This is a genomic window from Pantoea sp. sgz302252 (assembly GCF_047713085.1).
Lineage (GTDB): Bacteria > Pseudomonadota > Gammaproteobacteria > Enterobacterales > Enterobacteriaceae > Scandinavium.
On the sequence record NZ_JBLFJW010000005.1, the window covers coordinates 168,446 to 185,848 of the forward strand.

Consider the following 17,403-nt stretch of genomic DNA (forward strand, 5'->3'; position numbering starts at 1 on the left):
CCTTTATAGGTTTATTGTTGGGTTATAAAATCCCTGCTCGTGGTGTGACATTGAACGTATCAGCCAACGCTCTTAATTCATCGCTCGTAATAGACTGCTTAATTCCGGAGGTTACCGCAGAGGCGCGCAGGTAAATATCTGCGGCTTTGTCGACGGTTTCGACCAGACCCAACGCATCATCCAGATTACAGCCTGCGCCCATAATGCCGTGATGCGCCCAGATGACGATTCGGCAATATTCCATCTTTTCAGCTGAGGCCAGGCCGAGGTCAATGGTGCCAGCCACCATCCACGGCACAATCCCAACGCCTTCCGGGAACACGACCAGGCATTCGGTAATCTGCTGCCACAGCGTTTTTGAAAATTTCTTTTCATCAAGGTCGTGGACAAATGTCATCGCGATAGTGGCTGTGGCATGAGTGTGTAAAATGACCCGATGGCTGGGGTCGTGCTTCAGACGAGTGTCATGACATTTTAAATGGGAGGCTAATTCACTGGTGGGCGTGCCACCGTTAACCAGACCCCACAGGCGGTGGTAATGTCGGCCATCTGCGGAGACTTTCAGGATAACCAGCGTATCGGCAGGATTTTTGATGACATTGCGAAAATACTTCCCGGATCCCGATACCAGAAAGATTTTGTTAGCCAGATCCGGCAGCGCAATAGGCAGCTCGATTTTGTCGAGCAACTGTTCCGTATTCAGGTAAGGGGCAACGTCTTCTTCATTCAGAAGATAGCTGATATTGCCGCCATTTCTTTCCGCCCACCCTTTCTCCCATAATTTAAGAGTAATATCGCTCATCTCTTTGATAAACGGCGCTTCATTAATGTTATAGATAATCATAGTGTCACCTTATAATGAGACTGAATTGAAAAATTCAAAAACGTCATCCGCAGAAGTTAACGCCTTCAGGGCTTCGACTCTCTCGTGATGTGAAAATATGGACATCAATGTCTGCAGCAGGAATATTTGATTTTCTGCCTGGGTGACGCCCAGTGAAAATATCCAGTCGACATTGACGCTTTCATCCGTCGTCCCCATAACAAAAAAGGGCAGAGGGTTTGCCAACTGAGTGATCGCAATAAAAGGCTTCTTAATGTGCTGAGGATCGGTATGGGGGATAGCGATATTCAGCCCGGCTGCCACTAATCCTGTTGGGTACTCTTTTTCTCTGGTCACGATCTTATTGAGATAGCTTGCTTCGACGTATTCCTGCAGATACAAAGCCTGAAAAGAGTGCTTAAAAAAATCATCCTGACAATCATAGGCGGCATTTAAGGTGATCAAAGAAGGCGAGATAAACTCACTTATCGTACTTCCCATCATGTGTTGTCCCTGCGTTTTATGTCCCGGTTAGCGGCTAAGGTCGCCAGATAATGTTGCTGACTGCCATCTTAGGACGCAGAGCGGGGAATTCTTTAAGGCTGTGGACGGGTAACGATAAAAGCTGTCTGTCTGATTAAAATGCGGGTGATACTCATCACAAGTTGCTGATCATTGCTTTCGGGGCGATAGCGGGACGAAAAAAAGGAAGGGAGATGGCTCACCCTTCCTTATATAGCGTGTCGTCAAAAGCTCTGTGGCTGGCTTCAGGCTTTCCTCACCTTAGCCAGCTCCTTCATCAACGGCAGCATCACGCGCATGACATCGCGGCCACGGCGCTCGATCCGCCCCGGCAGGGTTTTGTCGATGTACTGCTGGTTATCCAACTGGACGTTATGCCAGCTGGTACCCTCCGGGAAGGCATGCGATTTTGCGCGCTGCTGGAACCCATCTTTATTACCCAGTGACCAGTTAGTGGCTTCGACAGAAAGCACCGGAATACCCGCTTTATCAAAAATCTCTGCATCGTTACAGCAGCCTGTCCCTTTTGGGTAAGCAGGGTTCAGCCCAGGATTGCTGATGGCTTGAATACCGTGGCTGTGCGCAATTTTGAGCGCCCGATCGCGCGTCAGTTTGCGCACGGAGGCTGGCGTGGTTTTGCCGCTGTTGAAATAGAGTTTGTCGCCTACTACCAGGTTATCGAGGTTGATCACCAACAGGGTGTTCTTTTTCTCTTCAGGGCTCATGCGTTTGAGGATATTTTCTGCGCCCAGTTTCCCCTCTTCTTCACCGCTGGTGGCGATGAAACGAATACTGTACTCGGTGGGAATATCTTTCAGGCGCTCGGCCAGTTCGAGCATCACGCCGACGCCCATCGCGTTATCGTCGATGCCTTGTAGCGTCAAACCGCCGAGGTTCTTTTCCACGTCTGTGTCGCTGTGCGGAGCATAGGTATCAAGATGTGCCATCACGATAATCTGCTGGCTGGCTTTGCCTTCGTGTGCGGCGATGACCGTGCTACCGGTGACGTTATGCCAGTTCTGTCGATTATCTTTGCTGGTATAAATGAAGCGGCTTTTAAACGTGCGGATATCGCTCTCGTAACCCATCAGGGAGAACTGCTGACGGACATAGTCGGCTGAGAGCATTTCGGCCGGGCTACCTGTCATTCGCCCAGGGAAATAGGTGGCGATATGGCGTGCTTGCTCATTGGCAATATGACCGGCGGGCACAACGGCGGCGAAAACAGAGGTCGAAAAACATGCGCCAATCGCGAGCGGCAGCAGGCGGCGGCACAATGCGGCAAACATAATGTGTCCTTACATGAGGGCAAAATAATTAACCGCATTAGTATGAAACTGTGACCGGCTCAACACAATTTCATTTCGTCTTAAACTGCCCAGAAAACGCGCACTAAGCACTTTTTTATCTGAACAATTCTGAAGTGTTATTCCTTTGCGGAACTACTCATTCCATTTCGTAATTTCATTTGCTCTAAGCCTCCCCCTATAGTCGCCCTATGACTGAATGTGAACGAGTTGTCGCCCCGTGGACTATTTGCCTCTCTTTGCTGAACTGAAAGACCGCCCGGTTTTGGTTATCGGCGCAGGCGACGTTGCTGCCCGCAAAATCGTGCTGCTTCGCCGGGCAGGTGCCCGCGTGCGGCTGGTTGCCCGTGAGATCGCGCCGGAAATCGCCGGGCAGGTGGAGAGCGGCGATATCACAATGCTTGCCGAAGAGTTTGACGAGGCCCAAATCGACACTGTGTTCCTGGTGGTTGCCGCGACGGACGACGCTGAACTCAATCAGCGCGTATTTGCTGCCGCGGACGCTCGCCAGCGTCTGGTGAACGTGGTTGATAACCCGCCGCTCTGCTCGTTCATTTTCCCTTCGATTGTCGATCGCTCACCGTTGATGGTGGCTATCTCTTCCAGTGGCACAGCGCCGGTGCTGGCAAGGCTGCTGCGGGAAAAAATTGAGGCGCTGTTGCCAACCAACATTGGGCGCATGGCGCAAGCGGCGAGCTATTGGCGTCATCACTTGCAGACGCGGCTGACCAGTGTGGCTGAACGCCGTCGTTTCTGGGAGCGCGTCTTCACCGGGCGTTTCGCCAGCCAGATGTTGGCCGGGAATGAAGCGGCGGCTCAGCAGGCGCTGGAAGATGAACTGAATCAGCCTGAACGTCGCATGGGCGATATCACGCTTGTTGGCGCAGGGCCGGGCGATGCAGGCTTGCTGACGCTTCGTGGCTTGCAGGTTATCCAGCAGGCCGATGTGGTGTTTTACGACCATCTGGTGACGGACTCGGTGCTTGAGCTTGTTCGCCGCGATGCAGATCTTATCTGCGTGGGCAAACGCGCAGGCAGCCACACCGTACCTCAGCATGAAACGAATCGTCTGCTGGTGGAGGCGGCGCTTGAGGGCAAAAGCGTGGTGCGTCTGAAAGGTGGCGACCCGTTTATTTTTGGCCGCGGCGGCGAAGAACTGCAGGCGGCGGCAGAAGCAGGCGTGCCGTTCCAGGTGGTGCCCGGTGTGACCGCAGCGGCAGGGGCAACGGCCTATGCCGGGATTCCATTAACCCACCGGGATCACGCCCAAAGCGTGACTTTCGTGACCGGACATTACAAAGCCGACAGCACGCCGTTTGACTGGGCGCACCTGGCGCAAAGCCGTCAGACGCTGGCGATTTACATGGGCACCATGAAGGCGGCGGACATCAGCCAACAGCTTATCCAGCACGGGCGCGATGCTTCGACCCCGGTGGCGGTGATAAGCCGTGGCACTCGCGCCGATCAACAGGTCAGCGTCGGCACATTACAACAACTCGAGAGCCTTGCGAAAGACGCCCCAATGCCAGCTTTGCTGGTGGTTGGAGAGGTGGTGCAACTGCATCATCAGCTCGCCTGGTTTCAACACAACCCACAACAGGAGGGCTTTAACTCCTCCGTGGTGAATCTGGCTTAAGGAACGGTTATGGACCAAAAACGACTCACTCACTTGCGGCAGCTGGAGGCGGAAAGCATCCACATCATCCGTGAAGTGGCGGCTGAATTTTCCAACCCGGTGATGATGTACTCCATCGGCAAGGATTCCAGCGTGATGCTGCATCTGGCGCGCAAGGCGTTCTACCCAGGAACCCTGCCATTCCCGTTGCTGCACGTGGATACCGGCTGGAAATTCCGTGAGATGTACGAATTCCGTGACCGCACTGCGAAAGCCTACGGCTGCGAGCTGTTGGTGCATAAAAACCCGGAAGGGGTGGCGATGGGCATCAACCCGTTCGTGCACGGCAGCGCTAAACACACTGACATCATGAAAACTGAAGGCCTGAAGCAGGCGCTGAATAAATACGGTTTTGACGCCGCATTCGGTGGGGCTCGTCGTGATGAAGAAAAATCTCGCGCCAAAGAACGTATCTACTCTTTCCGCGATCGTTTCCACCGCTGGGACCCGAAAAATCAGCGTCCGGAGCTGTGGCACAACTATAACGGCCAGATTAACAAAGGCGAGAGCATTCGCGTGTTCCCGCTTTCTAACTGGACCGAGCTGGATATCTGGCAGTACATCTATCTGGAGAATATTGAAATCGTTCCGCTGTATCTGGCTGCCCCTCGTCCGGTGCTGGAGCGCGACGGCATGCTGATGATGATCGACGACGATCGTATCGATTTGCAGCCTGGCGAGGTTATCGAGCAGCGCATGGTGCGTTTCCGTACCCTCGGCTGTTGGCCGCTGACCGGCGCGGTGGAGTCTGAAGCGCAGACGTTGCCGGAAATCATCGAAGAGATGCTGGTCTCGACCACCAGTGAACGTCAGGGCCGCATGATCGACCGCGACCAGGCAGGCTCCATGGAGCTTAAGAAACGTCAGGGTTATTTCTAAGGAGCCGCCATGAACACAACGATTGCACAACAGATTGCCGATGAAGGCGGCGTGGAAGCGTATCTGCACGCTCAGCAGCACAAAAGCCTGCTGCGCTTTTTGACCTGCGGCAGCGTCGACGATGGCAAAAGTACGCTGATTGGCCGTCTGTTGCACGATACCCGTCAGATTTACGAAGATCAGCTTTCTTCGCTGCACAATGACAGCAAGCGTCACGGCACTCAGGGCGAAAAACTGGATCTGGCGCTGCTGGTGGATGGCTTGCAGGCTGAGCGCGAGCAGGGCATTACTATTGATGTGGCGTACCGCTATTTCTCCACCGAGAAGCGCAAATTTATCATCGCCGACACTCCTGGGCATGAGCAGTACACCCGCAATATGGCGACCGGCGCATCAACCTGTGAACTTGCGATTCTGCTGATGGATGCGCGTAAAGGCGTGCTGGACCAAACCCGTCGCCACAGCTTTATCTCTACGTTGCTGGGGATTAAGCATCTGGTGGTCGCGGTCAATAAAATGGATCTGGTGAATTACAGCGAAGACACCTTCAACGAAATTCGTGAAGCTTATCTGACGTTTGCCGAACAGCTGCCGGGCGAACTGGATATCCGCTTTGTGCCGCTGTCTGCCCTGGAAGGTGATAATGTTGCAAGTCAGAGCGAAAAAATGCCATGGTACAGCGGCCCGACGCTGCTGGAAGTACTTGAAACAGTGGAAATCAAACGCGTAGTTGAAAGCCAGCCTTTGCGTTTCCCGGTGCAGTATGTGAACCGTCCAAACCTCGATTTCCGTGGCTACGCTGGCACGCTGGCTTCCGGCACCGTGAGCGTTGGGCAGCGTGTGAAAGTGCTGCCATCGGGCGTGGAATCTGCTGTCGCGCGGATCGTCACTTTTGACGGTGACCTGCAACAGGCTGCGGCGGGCGAGGCTATCACGCTGGTGCTGAAAGATGAAATCGACATCAGCCGTGGCGATTTGCTGGTGGATGTGACGGAAACACTGCCTGCGGTACAAAGCGCGAGTGTGGACGTGGTGTGGATGGCGGAACAGCCGCTGCAACCCGGTCAAAGCTACGAGATTAAAATTGCGGGTAAGAAAACCCGGGCGCGTGTGGATGGCGTGCAGTACCAGGTGGATATCAACAACCTGACTCAGCTTGAAGCGACGCAACTGCCATTGAACGGGATCGGGCTGGTTGATTTGACCTTTGATGAGCCGCTGGTGCTGGATAACTATCAGCAAAATCCGGTGACGGGGGGCCTTATCTTTATCGACCGTCTGAGCAACGTGACGGTCGGTGCGGGCATGGTGCGTGAACCGCAGCAAGAAAAAGCGGCACAGGCTGGTACGGATCACAGTGCTTTTGAACTGGAACTGAATGCGCTGGTGCGCAAACACTTCCCGCACTGGGGCGCACGCGACCTGCTGGGAGGCAAGTAATGGCCCAGCATGACGAAAACGTCGTCTGGCATCCGCATCCGGTTACGCAGCAGCAGCGCGAACAACTCCACGGGCATCGTGGGGTTGTGCTGTGGTTTACCGGGCTTTCGGGCTCGGGAAAATCCACCGTCGCCGGTGCGCTGGAAGAAGCGCTGCACGAAATTGGTGTCAGCACTTATCTGCTGGATGGCGATAACGTGCGCCACGGTCTGTGCAGCGATCTGGGCTTTAGCGATGACGATCGCAAAGAGAACATACGCCGTGTGGGTGAAGTGGCAAAACTGATGGTCGATGCCGGGCTGGTCGTGCTGACGGCGTTTATCTCGCCACATCGTGCAGAACGGCAAATGGTTCGCGAACGTGTGGGCGAAACGCGCTTTATTGAGGTGTTTGTCGACACGCCGCTGGAGGTGTGTGAAACGCGCGATCCTAAAGGTCTGTACAAGAAAGCAAGAGCCGGTGAACTGCGTAATTTCACCGGAATCGACGCCGTTTACGAAGCGCCAGAAAAGGCAGAAATCCACCTTGATGGCGAACAATTGGTAACAAATTTGGTTAACCAATTATTAGACCTGCTGAGACAGGGCGATATTATCAGATCCTGAGACCCGGCCGGTTTTCCGGCCAAGTCAGGAAACAGGATTTGATATGCGTAATACCCAAAATATAACCCTGAGCCGGGCAGAACCCATGAACAGCGACAGCGAAGAGACCACCTGGTCTTTTTCTGGCGCGGTCGTGGGTTTTGTTGCGTGGCTATTGGCGCTGGGTATCCCGGTTTTGTTCTACGGCAGCAACACCCTGTTTTTCTTCCTCTACACCTGGCCCTTCTTTCTGGCGCTGTTACCCGTCTCAGTGGTGATTGGTATTGCGCTGCATTCGTTGCTCGACGGCAGGCTGCTTTACAGCACTGTGGTGACGCTCATCACCGTGGCGGCGCTGTTCGGTTTGCTGTTTTTATGGCTGCTGGGTTGATCCCTGTCTGATATGCATTCTGATTGCAATGAGTCATACGACTCGACGAGCAAAATGTGGTACATTCCCGGCGTTATGCGGCATCGTCCGCACGCCAGAGGCGAGTACTCCGGCAAGTTACGGGATGATGATGCCGTTTTTCAGGGGGCAGGATGGGTAAATTAACGCTGCTATTGCTGGCTTTACTGGTCTGGCTACAGTATTCACTGTGGTTCGGCAAGAATGGTCTTCACGACTACAGTCGCGTCAATGACGACGTGGTCGCACAGCAGGCAACTAACGCCAAACTTAAAGCGCGCAACGATCAGCTTTTCGCCGAAATTGACGATCTCAATGGCGGCCAGGAAGCTATCGAAGAACGCGCTCGCAACGAACTGAGCATGACGCGCCCGGGCGAAACCTTTTATCGTCTGGTGCCTGATGCGTCAAAACGTAATCAAAGCCAAAGCTCAGGGCAAAACAATCGATAAACAGACGCCAGGATAACGACATGGCAGCCACTTTTCCGGGCATTTGTGCCGTGGTGCCGGCAGCCGGCTTTGGCCGCCGCATGCAAACGGAATGCCCGAAACAATACCTTTCAATCGGTAACAAAACGATTCTGGAACACTCGGTAGCCGCACTGCTGGCGCATCCGGGTGTGGAACGCGTGATCATCGCGATTAGCGACGGTGATGTGTGTTTCCAGCAACTCCCTCTCGCGCAACACCCCCAAATCACTGTCGTCGAAGGCGGCGCTGAACGTGCGGATTCCGTTCTGGCGGGCCTGCGCGCAGCGGGTGATGCGCAATGGGTACTGGTGCACGATGCGGCGAGGCCTTGTCTGCATCAGGACGATCTTGAGCGCCTGATCGCGCTGCGTGAAACAAGCCGTGTCGGCGGCATTCTGGCTACACCTGTGCGTGACACCATGAAACGAGCCGAACCGGGCAAAGATGGCATCGCCCACACTGTTGACAGAAACGATCTCTGGCACGCGCTCACCCCACAATTCTTCCCCCGTGAATTGCTGTTTGACTGCCTGACCCGGGCGCTCAACGAAGGCGCGGTGATCACGGATGAAGCGTCGGCGCTGGAATATTGTGGCTTCCATCCACAGTTAGTCGCCGGACGTGCTGATAATATTAAAGTGACCCGCCCGGAAGACCTGGCGCTGGCAGAATTTTACCTTACCCGATGCGGACTTCAGGAGCAGGCATAATGCGAATTGGACACGGTTTTGACGTACACGCTTTTGGCGGTGAAGGCCCGATTATCATTGGCGGCGTACGTATCCCTTACGAAAAAGGCCTGCTGGCGCATTCCGACGGTGACGTAGCGCTGCACGCGCTGACCGACGCGCTGTTAGGCGCCGCTGCTCTGGGCGACATTGGCAAATTGTTCCCGGACACCGACCCGGCGTTTAAAGGCGCAGACAGCCGCGAGCTGCTGCGGGAAGCCTGGCGTCGCATTCAGGCGAAAGGCTACAGCCTTGGAAACGTCGACGTCACCCTCATCGCGCAGGCGCCGAAAATGCTGCCGCACATTCCACAGATGCGTGTGTTTATTGCCGAAGATCTCGGTTGCCACATGGATGACGTTAACGTCAAAGCGACCACCACCGAAAAACTCGGGTTTACCGGGCGTGGAGAAGGGATCGCCTGTGAAGCCGTGGCGCTGCTGCATAAGGTCAAGCCATGATTGCCTTCGATGAACTCACTTACCTTCACGGGAAACCGCAGGGGAAGGGGCTGCTGAAAGCCAATCCCGAAGATTTTCTGGTGGTCGAGGACTTAGGGTTTGAGCCCGATGGCGAAGGCGAACACGTGCTGGTCCGCATCCTGAAAAACGGCTGCAACACTCACTTTGTGGCCGATGCGCTGGCAAAGTTCCTGAAAATTCATGCCCGTGAAGTGAGTTTTGCCGGACAGAAAGACAAACACGCCGTAACCGAGCAATGGCTTTGCGCGCGCGTGCCAGGCAAAGAGATGCCTGATTTAAGCAAATTTGAGCTTGAGGGCTGTAAAGTCCTTGAATATGCCCGCCATAAACGCAAGCTGCGTTTGGGGGCGCTGAAAGGCAACGCGTTCACGCTGGTTCTGCGGGAAATCACCAACCGCGACGACGTGGAAGCTCGTCTTCAGGCGATCGTGGAAAAGGGTGTGCCGAACTATTTTGGCGCGCAACGCTTTGGGATGGGGGGCAGCAATCTGCAGGGCGCACTGCGCTGGGCGCAGAGTGATGCACCTGTGCGCGATCGTAATAAGCGCAGTTTTTGGTTGTCGGCGGCCCGCAGTGCGTTGTTTAATCAACTGGTCAGTGAACGGTTAAAAAAACCGGACTTTAATCAAGTTGTTGACGGTGATGCGCTACAATTAGCGGGACGGGGAAGCTGGTTCGTGGCAACGGACGAAGAGATGCCCGAACTTCAGTCCCGGGTCGACAGTCGCGCCCTGATGATCACCGCGTCGCTGCCTGGCAGCGGTGAGTGGGGAACACAGCGCGCCGCACTGGATTTTGAGCAACGGACGCTTGCCGACGACACGCTGCTGCAATCTTTATTGCTGCGTGAAAAAGTCGAGGCGGCGCGACGAGCAGTGCTGCTCTATCCGCAACAACTTAGCTGGAACTGGTGGGATGACGTTACCGTCGAGGTGCGTTTCTGGCTGCCTGCAGGCAGTTTTGCCACCAGTGTGGTAAGGGAACTTATCAACACAACAGGTGATTATGCGAATATTGCTGAGTAACGATGACGGGGTCCATGCGCCGGGCATTCAGACACTAGCCAAAGCCTTGCGCGAGTTTGCCGAGGTTCAGGTTGTCGCACCCGATCGTAACCGCAGCGGAGCGTCTAATTCGCTGACTCTGGAATCGTCGCTTCGCACCTTCAGCTTTGAAAATGGCGATATTGCCGTGCAGATGGGCACGCCGACCGATTGCGTGTTCCTTGGCGTCAATACGCTGATGCGACCACGTCCGGATGTGGTGGTCTCCGGCATCAATGCCGGGCCAAATCTTGGCGACGACGTCATCTATTCCGGCACGGTAGCGGCGGCCATGGAAGGTCGCCATCTTGGTTTTCCCGCACTGGCTGTCTCCCTCAACGGGTACAAACATTACGATACGGCAGCGGCGGTCACCTGCTCGATTCTGCGAGCCCTTGCCCGGGAGCCACTGCGCACCGGCCGCATCCTGAATATCAACGTGCCGGACCTGCCGCTCTCGGAAATCAAAGGCATTCGTGTCACTCGCTGCGGCAGCCGCCATCCGGCCGATAAAGTCATTCCTCAACAAGATCCTCGCGGTAACACACTTTACTGGATTGGGCCGCCAGGTGATGCCTGCGATGCGAGCCCTGACACAGACTTTGCCGCCGTTGACGAAGGCTACGTTTCTGTCACGCCGCTGCACGTCGATTTAACGGCTTACAGCGCTCAGGACGTGGTGGCTGGCTGGTTAGATCGTGCTGGAGTTGATGGGCAATGGTAAGCAAACGCGTACAAAGCCTTCTCAATCAACTGCGTAACCAGGGCATTCTGGACGAGCGCGTGCTCGAAGCCATCGCTCAGGTTCCGCGTGAAAAGTTTATCGATGAAGCCTTTGAACACAAAGCGTGGGAAAATGTTGCGCTGCCGATTGGTCAAGGACAAACCATCTCGCAACCGTACATGGTGGCGCGGATGACCGAGCTGCTTGAGCTGACGCCGGGATCCCGAGTGCTGGAAATTGGTACCGGTTCAGGCTATCAGACGGCCATTCTCGCGCATTTGGTGCATCACGTTTGTTCCGTCGAGCGAATAAAAAGCCTGCAATGGCAGGCCCGCCGCCGTTTAAAGCAGCTTGATTTACATAATGTTTCAACTCGTCATGGCGACGGCTGGCAGGGGTGGCATGCACGAGCGCCATTTGATGCCATTATTGTTACCGCAGCGCCGCAGGAAATTCCGGCCGCGTTGATGTCACAGCTTGCTGAAGGCGGCATTCTGGTTTTACCCGTCGGCGAAGAACATCAGTTGCTTAAACGTGTTCGCCGACGGGGAGATGACTTTATTATCGATACCGTAGAAGCGGTTCGCTTTGTGCCATTGGTGAAGGGCGAACTGGCGTAATACAGGAGTTTTCCTGTTTCTTTCACTACGCCCTTTGGCGTAGGGTTAGCGCACTTTTTTGTGTGATTACCGCTGCGCTATGCGGTTTCTAAGACACTGGCAGTTAACACATTCCTGGGGGATAAATGAGCACGGGAAGCCCAAAATTCACCGTTAGTCGCGTTGCGGCATTATCACTGGTTTCACTCTGGCTGGCTGGATGCACTTCGTCCAATAATGCGCCTGCCCCGGTCAGTTCTGTCGGCGGCAATGCCTCGTCTGGCACCAATTCTGGAATGTTAATTACTCCGGCGCAAAAAGGGGGGATGGCACCGCAGACGGCTCCGCAGCCACAGCCTGTGCAAACAGCCCCCGTACAACCCCAAATTCAGCCGATGCAGCAGCAGCCTGTTGCGGCAGCGCAGCAGCAGCAGCCGGTGCAGATTGTGAACGGCCATGCCGTCTATAACCGTAAATACGGCGATATTCCAAAAGGCAGCTATACCGGTGGCAGCACTTATACCGTTAAACGTGGCGACACCCTGTTCTATATCGCATGGGTCACCGGGAACGATTTCCGTGACCTGGCGCAGCGCAACAATGTGGCTGAACCTTATGCGCTGAATGTCGGTCAGGTTCTGCAAGTGGGCAGTGCGAGCGGGCAGCCCATTACCGGGAATAACGCCGTAGCACAAGCCAGTGAACAAGCCAGTAGCGCTTCGCCTGGATTAGTCTCAAAGCCTGCACAAAATTCCTCTGCAGTGGTTGCGTCTCAACCAACAATTACGTATTCTGAGGATTCAGGTGAACAGAGTGCTAACAAAATGTTGCCTAATAACAAGCCTGTGACGCCAGTCACCGCGCCTGTTACGGCACCTGTTGCGAGCACTACCCAACCGACTGCAAGCAGTACGTCTACCAGTTCGCCGATCTCTTCCTGGCGCTGGCCGACTGACGGCAACATTATCGAAAACTTTAGTGGCGGCGATGGCGGCAACAAAGGTATCGATATTGCAGGCAGTAAAGGACAGGCTATCGTCGCGACCGCAGATGGGCGCGTCGTCTATGCCGGTAACGCACTGCGCGGTTACGGTAATCTTATTATCATCAAACACAACGATGATTACCTGAGCGCCTACGCCCATAACGACACAATGCTGGTCCGGGAACAACAAGAGGTCAAGGCGGGGCAGAAAATAGCTACCATGGGTAGCACCGGAACCAGTTCAACACGCTTGCATTTTGAAATTCGTTACAAGGGGAAATCCGTCAACCCGCTGCAGTATTTGCCGCAGCGATAATTTGGCGAAACAACCGTGAGGTGTGTTTCGTCCAGGGATCACGGGTAGGAGCCGCCTTATGAGTCAGAATACGCTGAAAGTTCATGATTTAAATGAAGATGCGGAATTTGATGAGAACGGAGCAGAGGCTTTCGATGAGAAAGCCTTAGTAGAAGAGGAACCCAGTGATAACGACCTGGCTGAGGAAGAGCTGTTATCACAGGGCGCCACACAGCGTGTGCTTGATGCGACTCAGCTTTACCTTGGGGAGATTGGTTACTCCCCACTGCTAACGGCCGAAGAAGAAGTGTATTTCGCACGTCGCGCATTGCGTGGTGATGTCGCTTCACGCCGCCGGATGATAGAAAGTAACCTGCGCCTGGTGGTGAAAATTGCCCGTCGTTATAGCAATCGCGGCCTGGCATTGCTGGACCTGATTGAAGAGGGCAATCTGGGGCTGATTCGCGCGGTCGAAAAATTCGACCCGGAACGCGGATTCCGTTTCTCGACCTACGCAACCTGGTGGATTCGTCAGACCATTGAACGGGCGATCATGAACCAAACCCGTACCATTCGTCTGCCTATTCACATTGTCAAAGAGCTCAACGTTTACCTGCGTACCGCGCGTGAGTTGTCCCATAAACTGGACCACGAACCGAGCGCCGAAGAGATCGCTGAGCAACTGGACAAACCGGTTGATGACGTCAGCCGTATGCTGCGTCTCAACGAGCGCATTACCTCGGTCGACACCCCGCTGGGTGGCGATTCCGAAAAAGCGCTGCTGGATATCCTGGCCGATGAAAAAGACAACGGCCCGGAAGACACCACGCAGGACGATGACATGAAGCAGAGCATCGTCAAATGGCTGTTCGAACTGAACGCCAAACAGCGTGAAGTGCTGGCACGTCGTTTCGGTTTACTGGGGTATGAAGCTGCAACACTGGAAGATGTTGGCCGTGAAATTGGCCTGACTCGTGAACGTGTTCGTCAGATTCAGGTAGAAGGTTTGCGTCGCCTGCGTGAAATTCTGCAGGGGCAAGGGCTGAATATCGAAGCGCTGTTCCGCGAATAATCAGGGCAACGCCGTTGTCTGCTTAAGCAAGTTTCCATCAAAAAGGCCAGATCGTCATGATCTGGCCTTGAGAGTGATGACAAACCTCTAACGAATGAAATTCGTCATAGGGTACCGAATAAAAAAACAAGGAAAATCAATTTATTGATTTTCGGCTGATAACCACAAAGAAGGAAAAACCACGTTTTTTCCTTCTTTGTCAGCAGTCTGAAGGCCAGATCGTCATGATCTGGCCTTTTTCTTTGGTGTGATTAGTCAACCGACGCAGGCTTCAGAACTGACGGGTTCCGGCATATTAGCCAGCCGGAATGGTGCTTTACCGGCAGAGTCAACTGAAGCGACCCGCGAACGATCAGCCCAAATCCGCCATCAGCACTTTTGAACGGCGCTGATAGTTGTACATCTCTTTCTTACTCTCAGGCAGTAAATCCACCTCGACCGGAGTGAAGCCGCGTTCCTGGAACCAGTGAATGCTGCGTGTGGTGAGCACGAACAGTTTACTCAGCCCCATCTGCTTCGCCTGAGCGGCAATTCTTTCCAGTAAAACTTCACCGCGCGATGAGCTGCGATAATCCGGATGCACCGCTACGCAGGCCATTTCACCGATACGCTCTTCCGGGAACGGATAGAGTGCGGCGCAGGCAATGGTGGTGTTGTCTCGCTGGATAACGGTGAATTTGTCAATTTCCATTTCCAGCTGTTCGCGTGAACGACGCACCAGAATGCCTTGCTGCTCCAGTGGCTCAATCAGTTCCAGAATGCCGCCGATATCATTGATGGTTGCGCGGCGGATTTGCTCGGCGCTTTCCATCACGATTTGCGTCCCAATACCGTCGCGGGAGAACAGTTCCTGCAACAGGGCACCGTTTTCCTGATAGCTGATGAGGTGGCAGCGACGCACGCCGCTGCGGCACGCTTTTACGGCACCGCGTAAGAAACGCGCTGTGCCGGAGTTGTAGTCACCTTCTTCTTCAAGCGTTTCGACACGAGCCTGGGCTTCATTTGGGAATAATTCTGAGACGATCTCGCCGTGCTGGTCGTAGACACCCTGCGAGGAGCAGAAGCCAATCATTTTTTCTGCTTTCAGTTTAATGGCGAGCTGGGTGGCGATTTCTTCGGAAGTCAGGTTGAAGCTTTCACCCGTGACAGAAACGGCGACGGGACCCATCAGCACAATGGCGCCGCTGTCGAGCTGACGATGAATCGCTTCTTCATCGATACGGCGAATGCGGCCACTGTGGCAATAATCGATGCCGTCATCCACGCCCAGCGGCTGCGCGATAATGAAATTACCGCTGACAACATTGATGTGTGCACCCTGTAGCGGGGTATTATTCAGGCTCATCGAAAGACGTGCGGTGATATCAAGTTGCAGCATACCGGCGGCCTGTTTCACCAGGTCGAGGGTTTTCGCATCCGTCACGCGGGTGTGCTTGTGGTAAATCGGTTCGTGGTGATGTTCCGCCAGATTGGCATCAATTTGCGGACGTGCGCCGTACACCAGCACCAGGCGAATGCCCAGACTGTGAAGTAAACCTATATCGTTGACAATGCTTGAGAAATTCTCATGCTCTATCGCCTCGCCACCCAGCATGATGACAAAAGTCTTCCCGCGGTGGGCATTAATGTAGGGAACAGAATGACGAAATCCTTCGACCAACTCGGTTTTACGTTCCTTCACCACAGCACAACCCTCATTGCATGATTATTCGTAATAAATGTATTTTTATTCTTTTTTGGCGGCAGGTGCAAGCAGCAATTTCAGTGAATGTGGCGGAGAAGTCAGCCGAAAAACGGTACAAATCAGGAATGTTTACCCTTTTATTGATGACAGTTTATGCGCCTTTGGTTAAAGTTTTCGGTCAAACTCAATGTTTAAAAAGTAAAGTTGATATTTTTGCCTGGGAGTAGCATGTCTGGAAGTCAGTCAGGATTAAGTCGCCGCCGCTTATTAAAAGGGGCCGGGGCGATGTGGTTGCTCAGCGTAAGTCAGGTGGGACTGGCCGCCGCGAGTCAGGTGGTTGCGGTTCGCGTGTGGCCGTCGTCGACCTATACCCGCGTGACGGTAGAATCCAGCCAGGTCTTGAAATACAAGCAGTTTGCGTTGAGCAATCCTGAAAGGCTGGTGGTCGACCTCGAAGGCGTCAACCTGAATTCGGTGTTGAAAGGCATGGGGGCGCAGATTCGTGGCGACGATCCTTACATTAAATCCGCGCGCGTGGGTCAGTTTGATCCGCAAACCGTCAGGATGGTGTTTGAGCTGAAGCAAAACGTGAAACCGCAGCTGTTTGCCCTTGCGCCGGTAGCCGGTTTTAAAGAACGCCTGGTGATGGATCTTTACCCTTCCACAGCAACCGAAGTGCAGGATCCGCTGCTGGCACTGCTCGAAGATTACAACAAAGGCGATTTGGAAAAGCAGGTTCCGCCTGCGCAGAGTGGCCCACAGCCGGGGAAAGCCGGTCGCGACAGGCCGATTGTTATCATGCTTGATCCGGGGCACGGTGGTGAAGACTCGGGGGCTGTCGGCAAATATAATACTCGCGAGAAAGATGTTGTTTTGCAAATTGGTCGCCGTCTGAAAGCGCTGATCGACAAAGAGGGCAACATGCAGGCGTACATGACGCGCAACGAGGATGTTTTCATTCCGTTGAAAGTGCGTGTCGCTAAAGCGCAGAAACAGCGCGCAGACTTGTTTGTCTCAATTCATGCGGATGCCTTTACCAGCCGCCAGCCGAGCGGATCTTCTGTCTTTGCGCTTTCCACCAAGGGGGCGACAAGTACCGCAGCAAAATACCTGGCCGATACTCAAAACGCCTCTGACCTGATCGGTGGCGTGGGCAAGAGTGGCGATCGCTATGTAGACCACACCATGTTTGATATGGTGCAGTCGCTGACCATCAATGACAGCCTGAAATTTGGTAAAGCGGTGCTGGGTAAGCTCGGGAAGGTCAACAATCTGCATAAAAATCGGGTGGAGCAGGCGGGGTTTGCGGTACTGAAGGCGCCTGATATTCCTTCCATTCTGGTCGAGACGGCGTTTATCAGTAACGTCGAAGAAGAACGTAAACTGAAAACCGCGGCGTTTCAGCAGGAAGTTGCTGAGTCGATTCTGGCAGGGATCAAAGCTTATTTTGCCGACGGAGCAACGCTCGCACGGCGTGGATAGGTTTTCGGAAGAGGGAGAATGGCGCCGGAAGGCGTCATTTTTTTGGCTGTAGCGAATTTCAGATACAAAAAAACACCCGTTAAGGTGCTTATTGTTTTATGAAAAGTGGTTGCGGGGGCCGGATTTGAACCGACGACCTTCGGGTTATGAGCCCGACGAGCTACCAGGCTGCTCCACCCCGCGTCCGTCTGTTTACC

19 protein-coding genes and 1 tRNA gene are annotated in these 17,403 nt (G+C 54.1%); 15 read left to right on the forward strand and 5 right to left on the reverse strand.

From position 1 onward, the window contains the following. Nucleotides 1-22: 22 nt before the first annotated feature. The 3 genes from rhaD to ACLW56_RS05945 all read right to left on the reverse strand — a co-directional run bounded on the left by rhaD (nt 23) and on the right by ACLW56_RS05945 (nt 2,634). Nucleotides 23-844, reverse strand: a complete 822-nt coding sequence (rhaD, locus tag ACLW56_RS05935) for a rhamnulose-1-phosphate aldolase (protein ID WP_330982883.1) — start codon at nt 842-844, stop codon at nt 23-25. Nucleotides 845-853: 9 nt separating this feature from the next. Next, complete coding sequence (locus tag ACLW56_RS05940) at nt 854-1,327, reverse strand: PTS sugar transporter subunit IIA (RefSeq protein ID WP_330982884.1); 474 nt, start codon at nt 1,325-1,327, stop codon at nt 854-856. 263 nt (nt 1,328-1,590) lie between these two features. Beyond that, a complete protein-coding gene (locus tag ACLW56_RS05945) occupies nt 1,591-2,634 on the reverse strand; it encodes an aminopeptidase (protein ID WP_330982885.1) in 1,044 nt (347 codons plus the stop codon). Between the two features lie 238 nt (nt 2,635-2,872). On the opposite strand from ACLW56_RS05945, the gene cysG reads away from it, so the two are divergent. The 13 genes from cysG to rpoS all read left to right on the forward strand — a co-directional run bounded on the left by cysG (nt 2,873) and on the right by rpoS (nt 14,040). After that, complete coding sequence (cysG, locus tag ACLW56_RS05950; RefSeq protein WP_415377584.1) at nt 2,873-4,288, forward strand: siroheme synthase CysG; 1,416 nt, start codon at nt 2,873-2,875, stop codon at nt 4,286-4,288. A gap of 9 nt (nt 4,289-4,297) precedes the next feature. Beyond that, the gene (gene cysD / locus ACLW56_RS05955; protein ID WP_330982886.1) at nt 4,298-5,206 is read left to right on the forward strand and encodes a sulfate adenylyltransferase subunit CysD; all 909 of its coding nucleotides are present in this window, start codon (nt 4,298-4,300) and stop codon (nt 5,204-5,206) included. 9 nt (nt 5,207-5,215) lie between these two features. Further along, nucleotides 5,216-6,646: a sulfate adenylyltransferase subunit CysN gene (gene cysN, locus ACLW56_RS05960; protein WP_330982887.1), complete on the forward strand. Its 1,431-nt coding sequence runs from the start codon at nt 5,216-5,218 to the stop codon at nt 6,644-6,646. Then, entirely contained in the window at nt 6,646-7,251 is a 606-nt protein-coding gene (cysC, locus tag ACLW56_RS05965) for an adenylyl-sulfate kinase (protein ID WP_330982888.1), read from the forward strand. The genes cysN and cysC overlap by 1 nt, the downstream gene beginning before the upstream one ends. A 43-nt stretch (nt 7,252-7,294) precedes the next feature. Continuing rightward, entirely contained in the window at nt 7,295-7,621 is a 327-nt protein-coding gene (locus ACLW56_RS05970) for a DUF3561 family protein (RefSeq protein WP_330982889.1), read from the forward strand. Between the two features lie 152 nt (nt 7,622-7,773). Further along, entirely contained in the window at nt 7,774-8,091 is a 318-nt protein-coding gene (ftsB, locus tag ACLW56_RS05975) for a cell division protein FtsB (RefSeq protein WP_330982890.1), read from the forward strand. Between the two features lie 20 nt (nt 8,092-8,111). Beyond that, on the forward strand, nt 8,112-8,822 hold the full coding sequence (gene ispD / locus ACLW56_RS05980) for a 2-C-methyl-D-erythritol 4-phosphate cytidylyltransferase (RefSeq protein ID WP_330982891.1): 711 nt from the start codon (nt 8,112-8,114) through the stop codon (nt 8,820-8,822). After that, nucleotides 8,822-9,301 carry a 2-C-methyl-D-erythritol 2,4-cyclodiphosphate synthase gene (gene ispF / locus ACLW56_RS05985; RefSeq protein ID WP_330982892.1) on the forward strand — a complete coding sequence of 160 codons (480 nt, stop codon included), beginning with the start codon at nt 8,822-8,824 and terminating at the stop codon, nt 9,299-9,301. The genes ispD and ispF overlap by 1 nt, the downstream gene beginning before the upstream one ends. Continuing rightward, nucleotides 9,298-10,347 carry a tRNA pseudouridine(13) synthase TruD gene (gene truD, locus ACLW56_RS05990; protein ID WP_330982893.1) on the forward strand — a complete coding sequence of 350 codons (1,050 nt, stop codon included), beginning with the start codon at nt 9,298-9,300 and terminating at the stop codon, nt 10,345-10,347. The genes ispF and truD overlap by 4 nt, the downstream gene beginning before the upstream one ends. Then, on the forward strand, nt 10,328-11,089 hold the full coding sequence (gene surE, locus ACLW56_RS05995) for a 5'/3'-nucleotidase SurE (RefSeq protein WP_330982894.1): 762 nt from the start codon (nt 10,328-10,330) through the stop codon (nt 11,087-11,089). Before truD ends, surE begins: the two co-directional genes overlap by 20 nt. After that, nucleotides 11,083-11,709 (forward strand): protein-L-isoaspartate(D-aspartate) O-methyltransferase, encoded by a 627-nt coding sequence (locus tag ACLW56_RS06000; RefSeq protein WP_330982895.1) that lies wholly within the window; start codon nt 11,083-11,085, stop codon nt 11,707-11,709. Before surE ends, ACLW56_RS06000 begins: the two co-directional genes overlap by 7 nt. 125 nt (nt 11,710-11,834) lie before the next feature. After that, nucleotides 11,835-12,989 (forward strand): murein hydrolase activator NlpD, encoded by a 1,155-nt coding sequence (gene nlpD, locus ACLW56_RS06005; protein ID WP_415377589.1) that lies wholly within the window; start codon nt 11,835-11,837, stop codon nt 12,987-12,989. Nucleotides 12,990-13,047: 58 nt separating this feature from the next. Continuing rightward, complete coding sequence (rpoS, locus tag ACLW56_RS06010; protein WP_039029959.1) at nt 13,048-14,040, forward strand: RNA polymerase sigma factor RpoS; 993 nt, start codon at nt 13,048-13,050, stop codon at nt 14,038-14,040. 352 nt (nt 14,041-14,392) lie between these two features. On the opposite strand, the gene argA is transcribed toward rpoS, so the two are convergent. Further along, nucleotides 14,393-15,724 (reverse strand): amino-acid N-acetyltransferase, encoded by a 1,332-nt coding sequence (gene argA, locus ACLW56_RS06015; RefSeq protein WP_330982896.1) that lies wholly within the window; start codon nt 15,722-15,724, stop codon nt 14,393-14,395. Nucleotides 15,725-15,741: 17 nt separating this feature from the next. On the opposite strand from argA, the gene ACLW56_RS06020 reads away from it, so the two are divergent. Together ACLW56_RS06020 and amiC are read left to right on the forward strand one after the other, a co-directional pair. Then, on the forward strand, nt 15,742-15,951 hold the full coding sequence (locus ACLW56_RS06020; RefSeq protein ID WP_330982897.1) for a hypothetical protein: 210 nt from the start codon (nt 15,742-15,744) through the stop codon (nt 15,949-15,951). A gap of 1 nt (nt 15,952) precedes the next feature. After that, nucleotides 15,953-17,206 carry an N-acetylmuramoyl-L-alanine amidase AmiC gene (gene amiC, locus ACLW56_RS06025; RefSeq protein WP_330982898.1) on the forward strand — a complete coding sequence of 418 codons (1,254 nt, stop codon included), beginning with the start codon at nt 15,953-15,955 and terminating at the stop codon, nt 17,204-17,206. A gap of 106 nt (nt 17,207-17,312) precedes the next feature. On the opposite strand, the gene ACLW56_RS06030 is transcribed toward amiC, so the two are convergent. Continuing rightward, nucleotides 17,313-17,389 (reverse strand) — tRNA-Met (locus ACLW56_RS06030). Nucleotides 17,390-17,403: the final 14 nt, after the last annotated feature.

Coding starts and splice junctions, on each gene's coding strand:
- cysC (WP_330982888.1), top strand. CDS start 6,646: ATGGCCCAGCATGACGAAAACGTCGTCTGGCATCCGCATCCGGTTACG.
- surE (WP_330982894.1), top strand. CDS start 10,328: ATGCGAATATTGCTGAGTAACGATGACGGGGTCCATGCGCCGGGCATT.
- ACLW56_RS06020 (WP_330982897.1), top strand. CDS start 15,742: ATGATTATTCGTAATAAATGTATTTTTATTCTTTTTTGGCGGCAGGTG.
- ispF (WP_330982892.1), top strand. CDS start 8,822: ATGCGAATTGGACACGGTTTTGACGTACACGCTTTTGGCGGTGAAGGC.
- ACLW56_RS06000 (WP_330982895.1), top strand. CDS start 11,083: ATGGTAAGCAAACGCGTACAAAGCCTTCTCAATCAACTGCGTAACCAG.
- rpoS (WP_039029959.1), top strand. CDS start 13,048: ATGAGTCAGAATACGCTGAAAGTTCATGATTTAAATGAAGATGCGGAA.
- ACLW56_RS05940 (WP_330982884.1), bottom strand. CDS start 1,327: ATGATGGGAAGTACGATAAGTGAGTTTATCTCGCCTTCTTTGATCACC.
- nlpD (WP_415377589.1), top strand. CDS start 11,835: ATGAGCACGGGAAGCCCAAAATTCACCGTTAGTCGCGTTGCGGCATTA.
- rhaD (WP_330982883.1), bottom strand. CDS start 844: ATGATTATCTATAACATTAATGAAGCGCCGTTTATCAAAGAGATGAGC.
- cysD (WP_330982886.1), top strand. CDS start 4,298: ATGGACCAAAAACGACTCACTCACTTGCGGCAGCTGGAGGCGGAAAGC.
- ispD (WP_330982891.1), top strand. CDS start 8,112: ATGGCAGCCACTTTTCCGGGCATTTGTGCCGTGGTGCCGGCAGCCGGC.
- amiC (WP_330982898.1), top strand. CDS start 15,953: ATGTCTGGAAGTCAGTCAGGATTAAGTCGCCGCCGCTTATTAAAAGGG.
- ACLW56_RS05970 (WP_330982889.1), top strand. CDS start 7,295: ATGCGTAATACCCAAAATATAACCCTGAGCCGGGCAGAACCCATGAAC.
- ACLW56_RS05945 (WP_330982885.1), bottom strand. CDS start 2,634: ATGTTTGCCGCATTGTGCCGCCGCCTGCTGCCGCTCGCGATTGGCGCA.
- cysN (WP_330982887.1), top strand. CDS start 5,216: ATGAACACAACGATTGCACAACAGATTGCCGATGAAGGCGGCGTGGAA.
- ftsB (WP_330982890.1), top strand. CDS start 7,774: ATGGGTAAATTAACGCTGCTATTGCTGGCTTTACTGGTCTGGCTACAG.
- truD (WP_330982893.1), top strand. CDS start 9,298: ATGATTGCCTTCGATGAACTCACTTACCTTCACGGGAAACCGCAGGGG.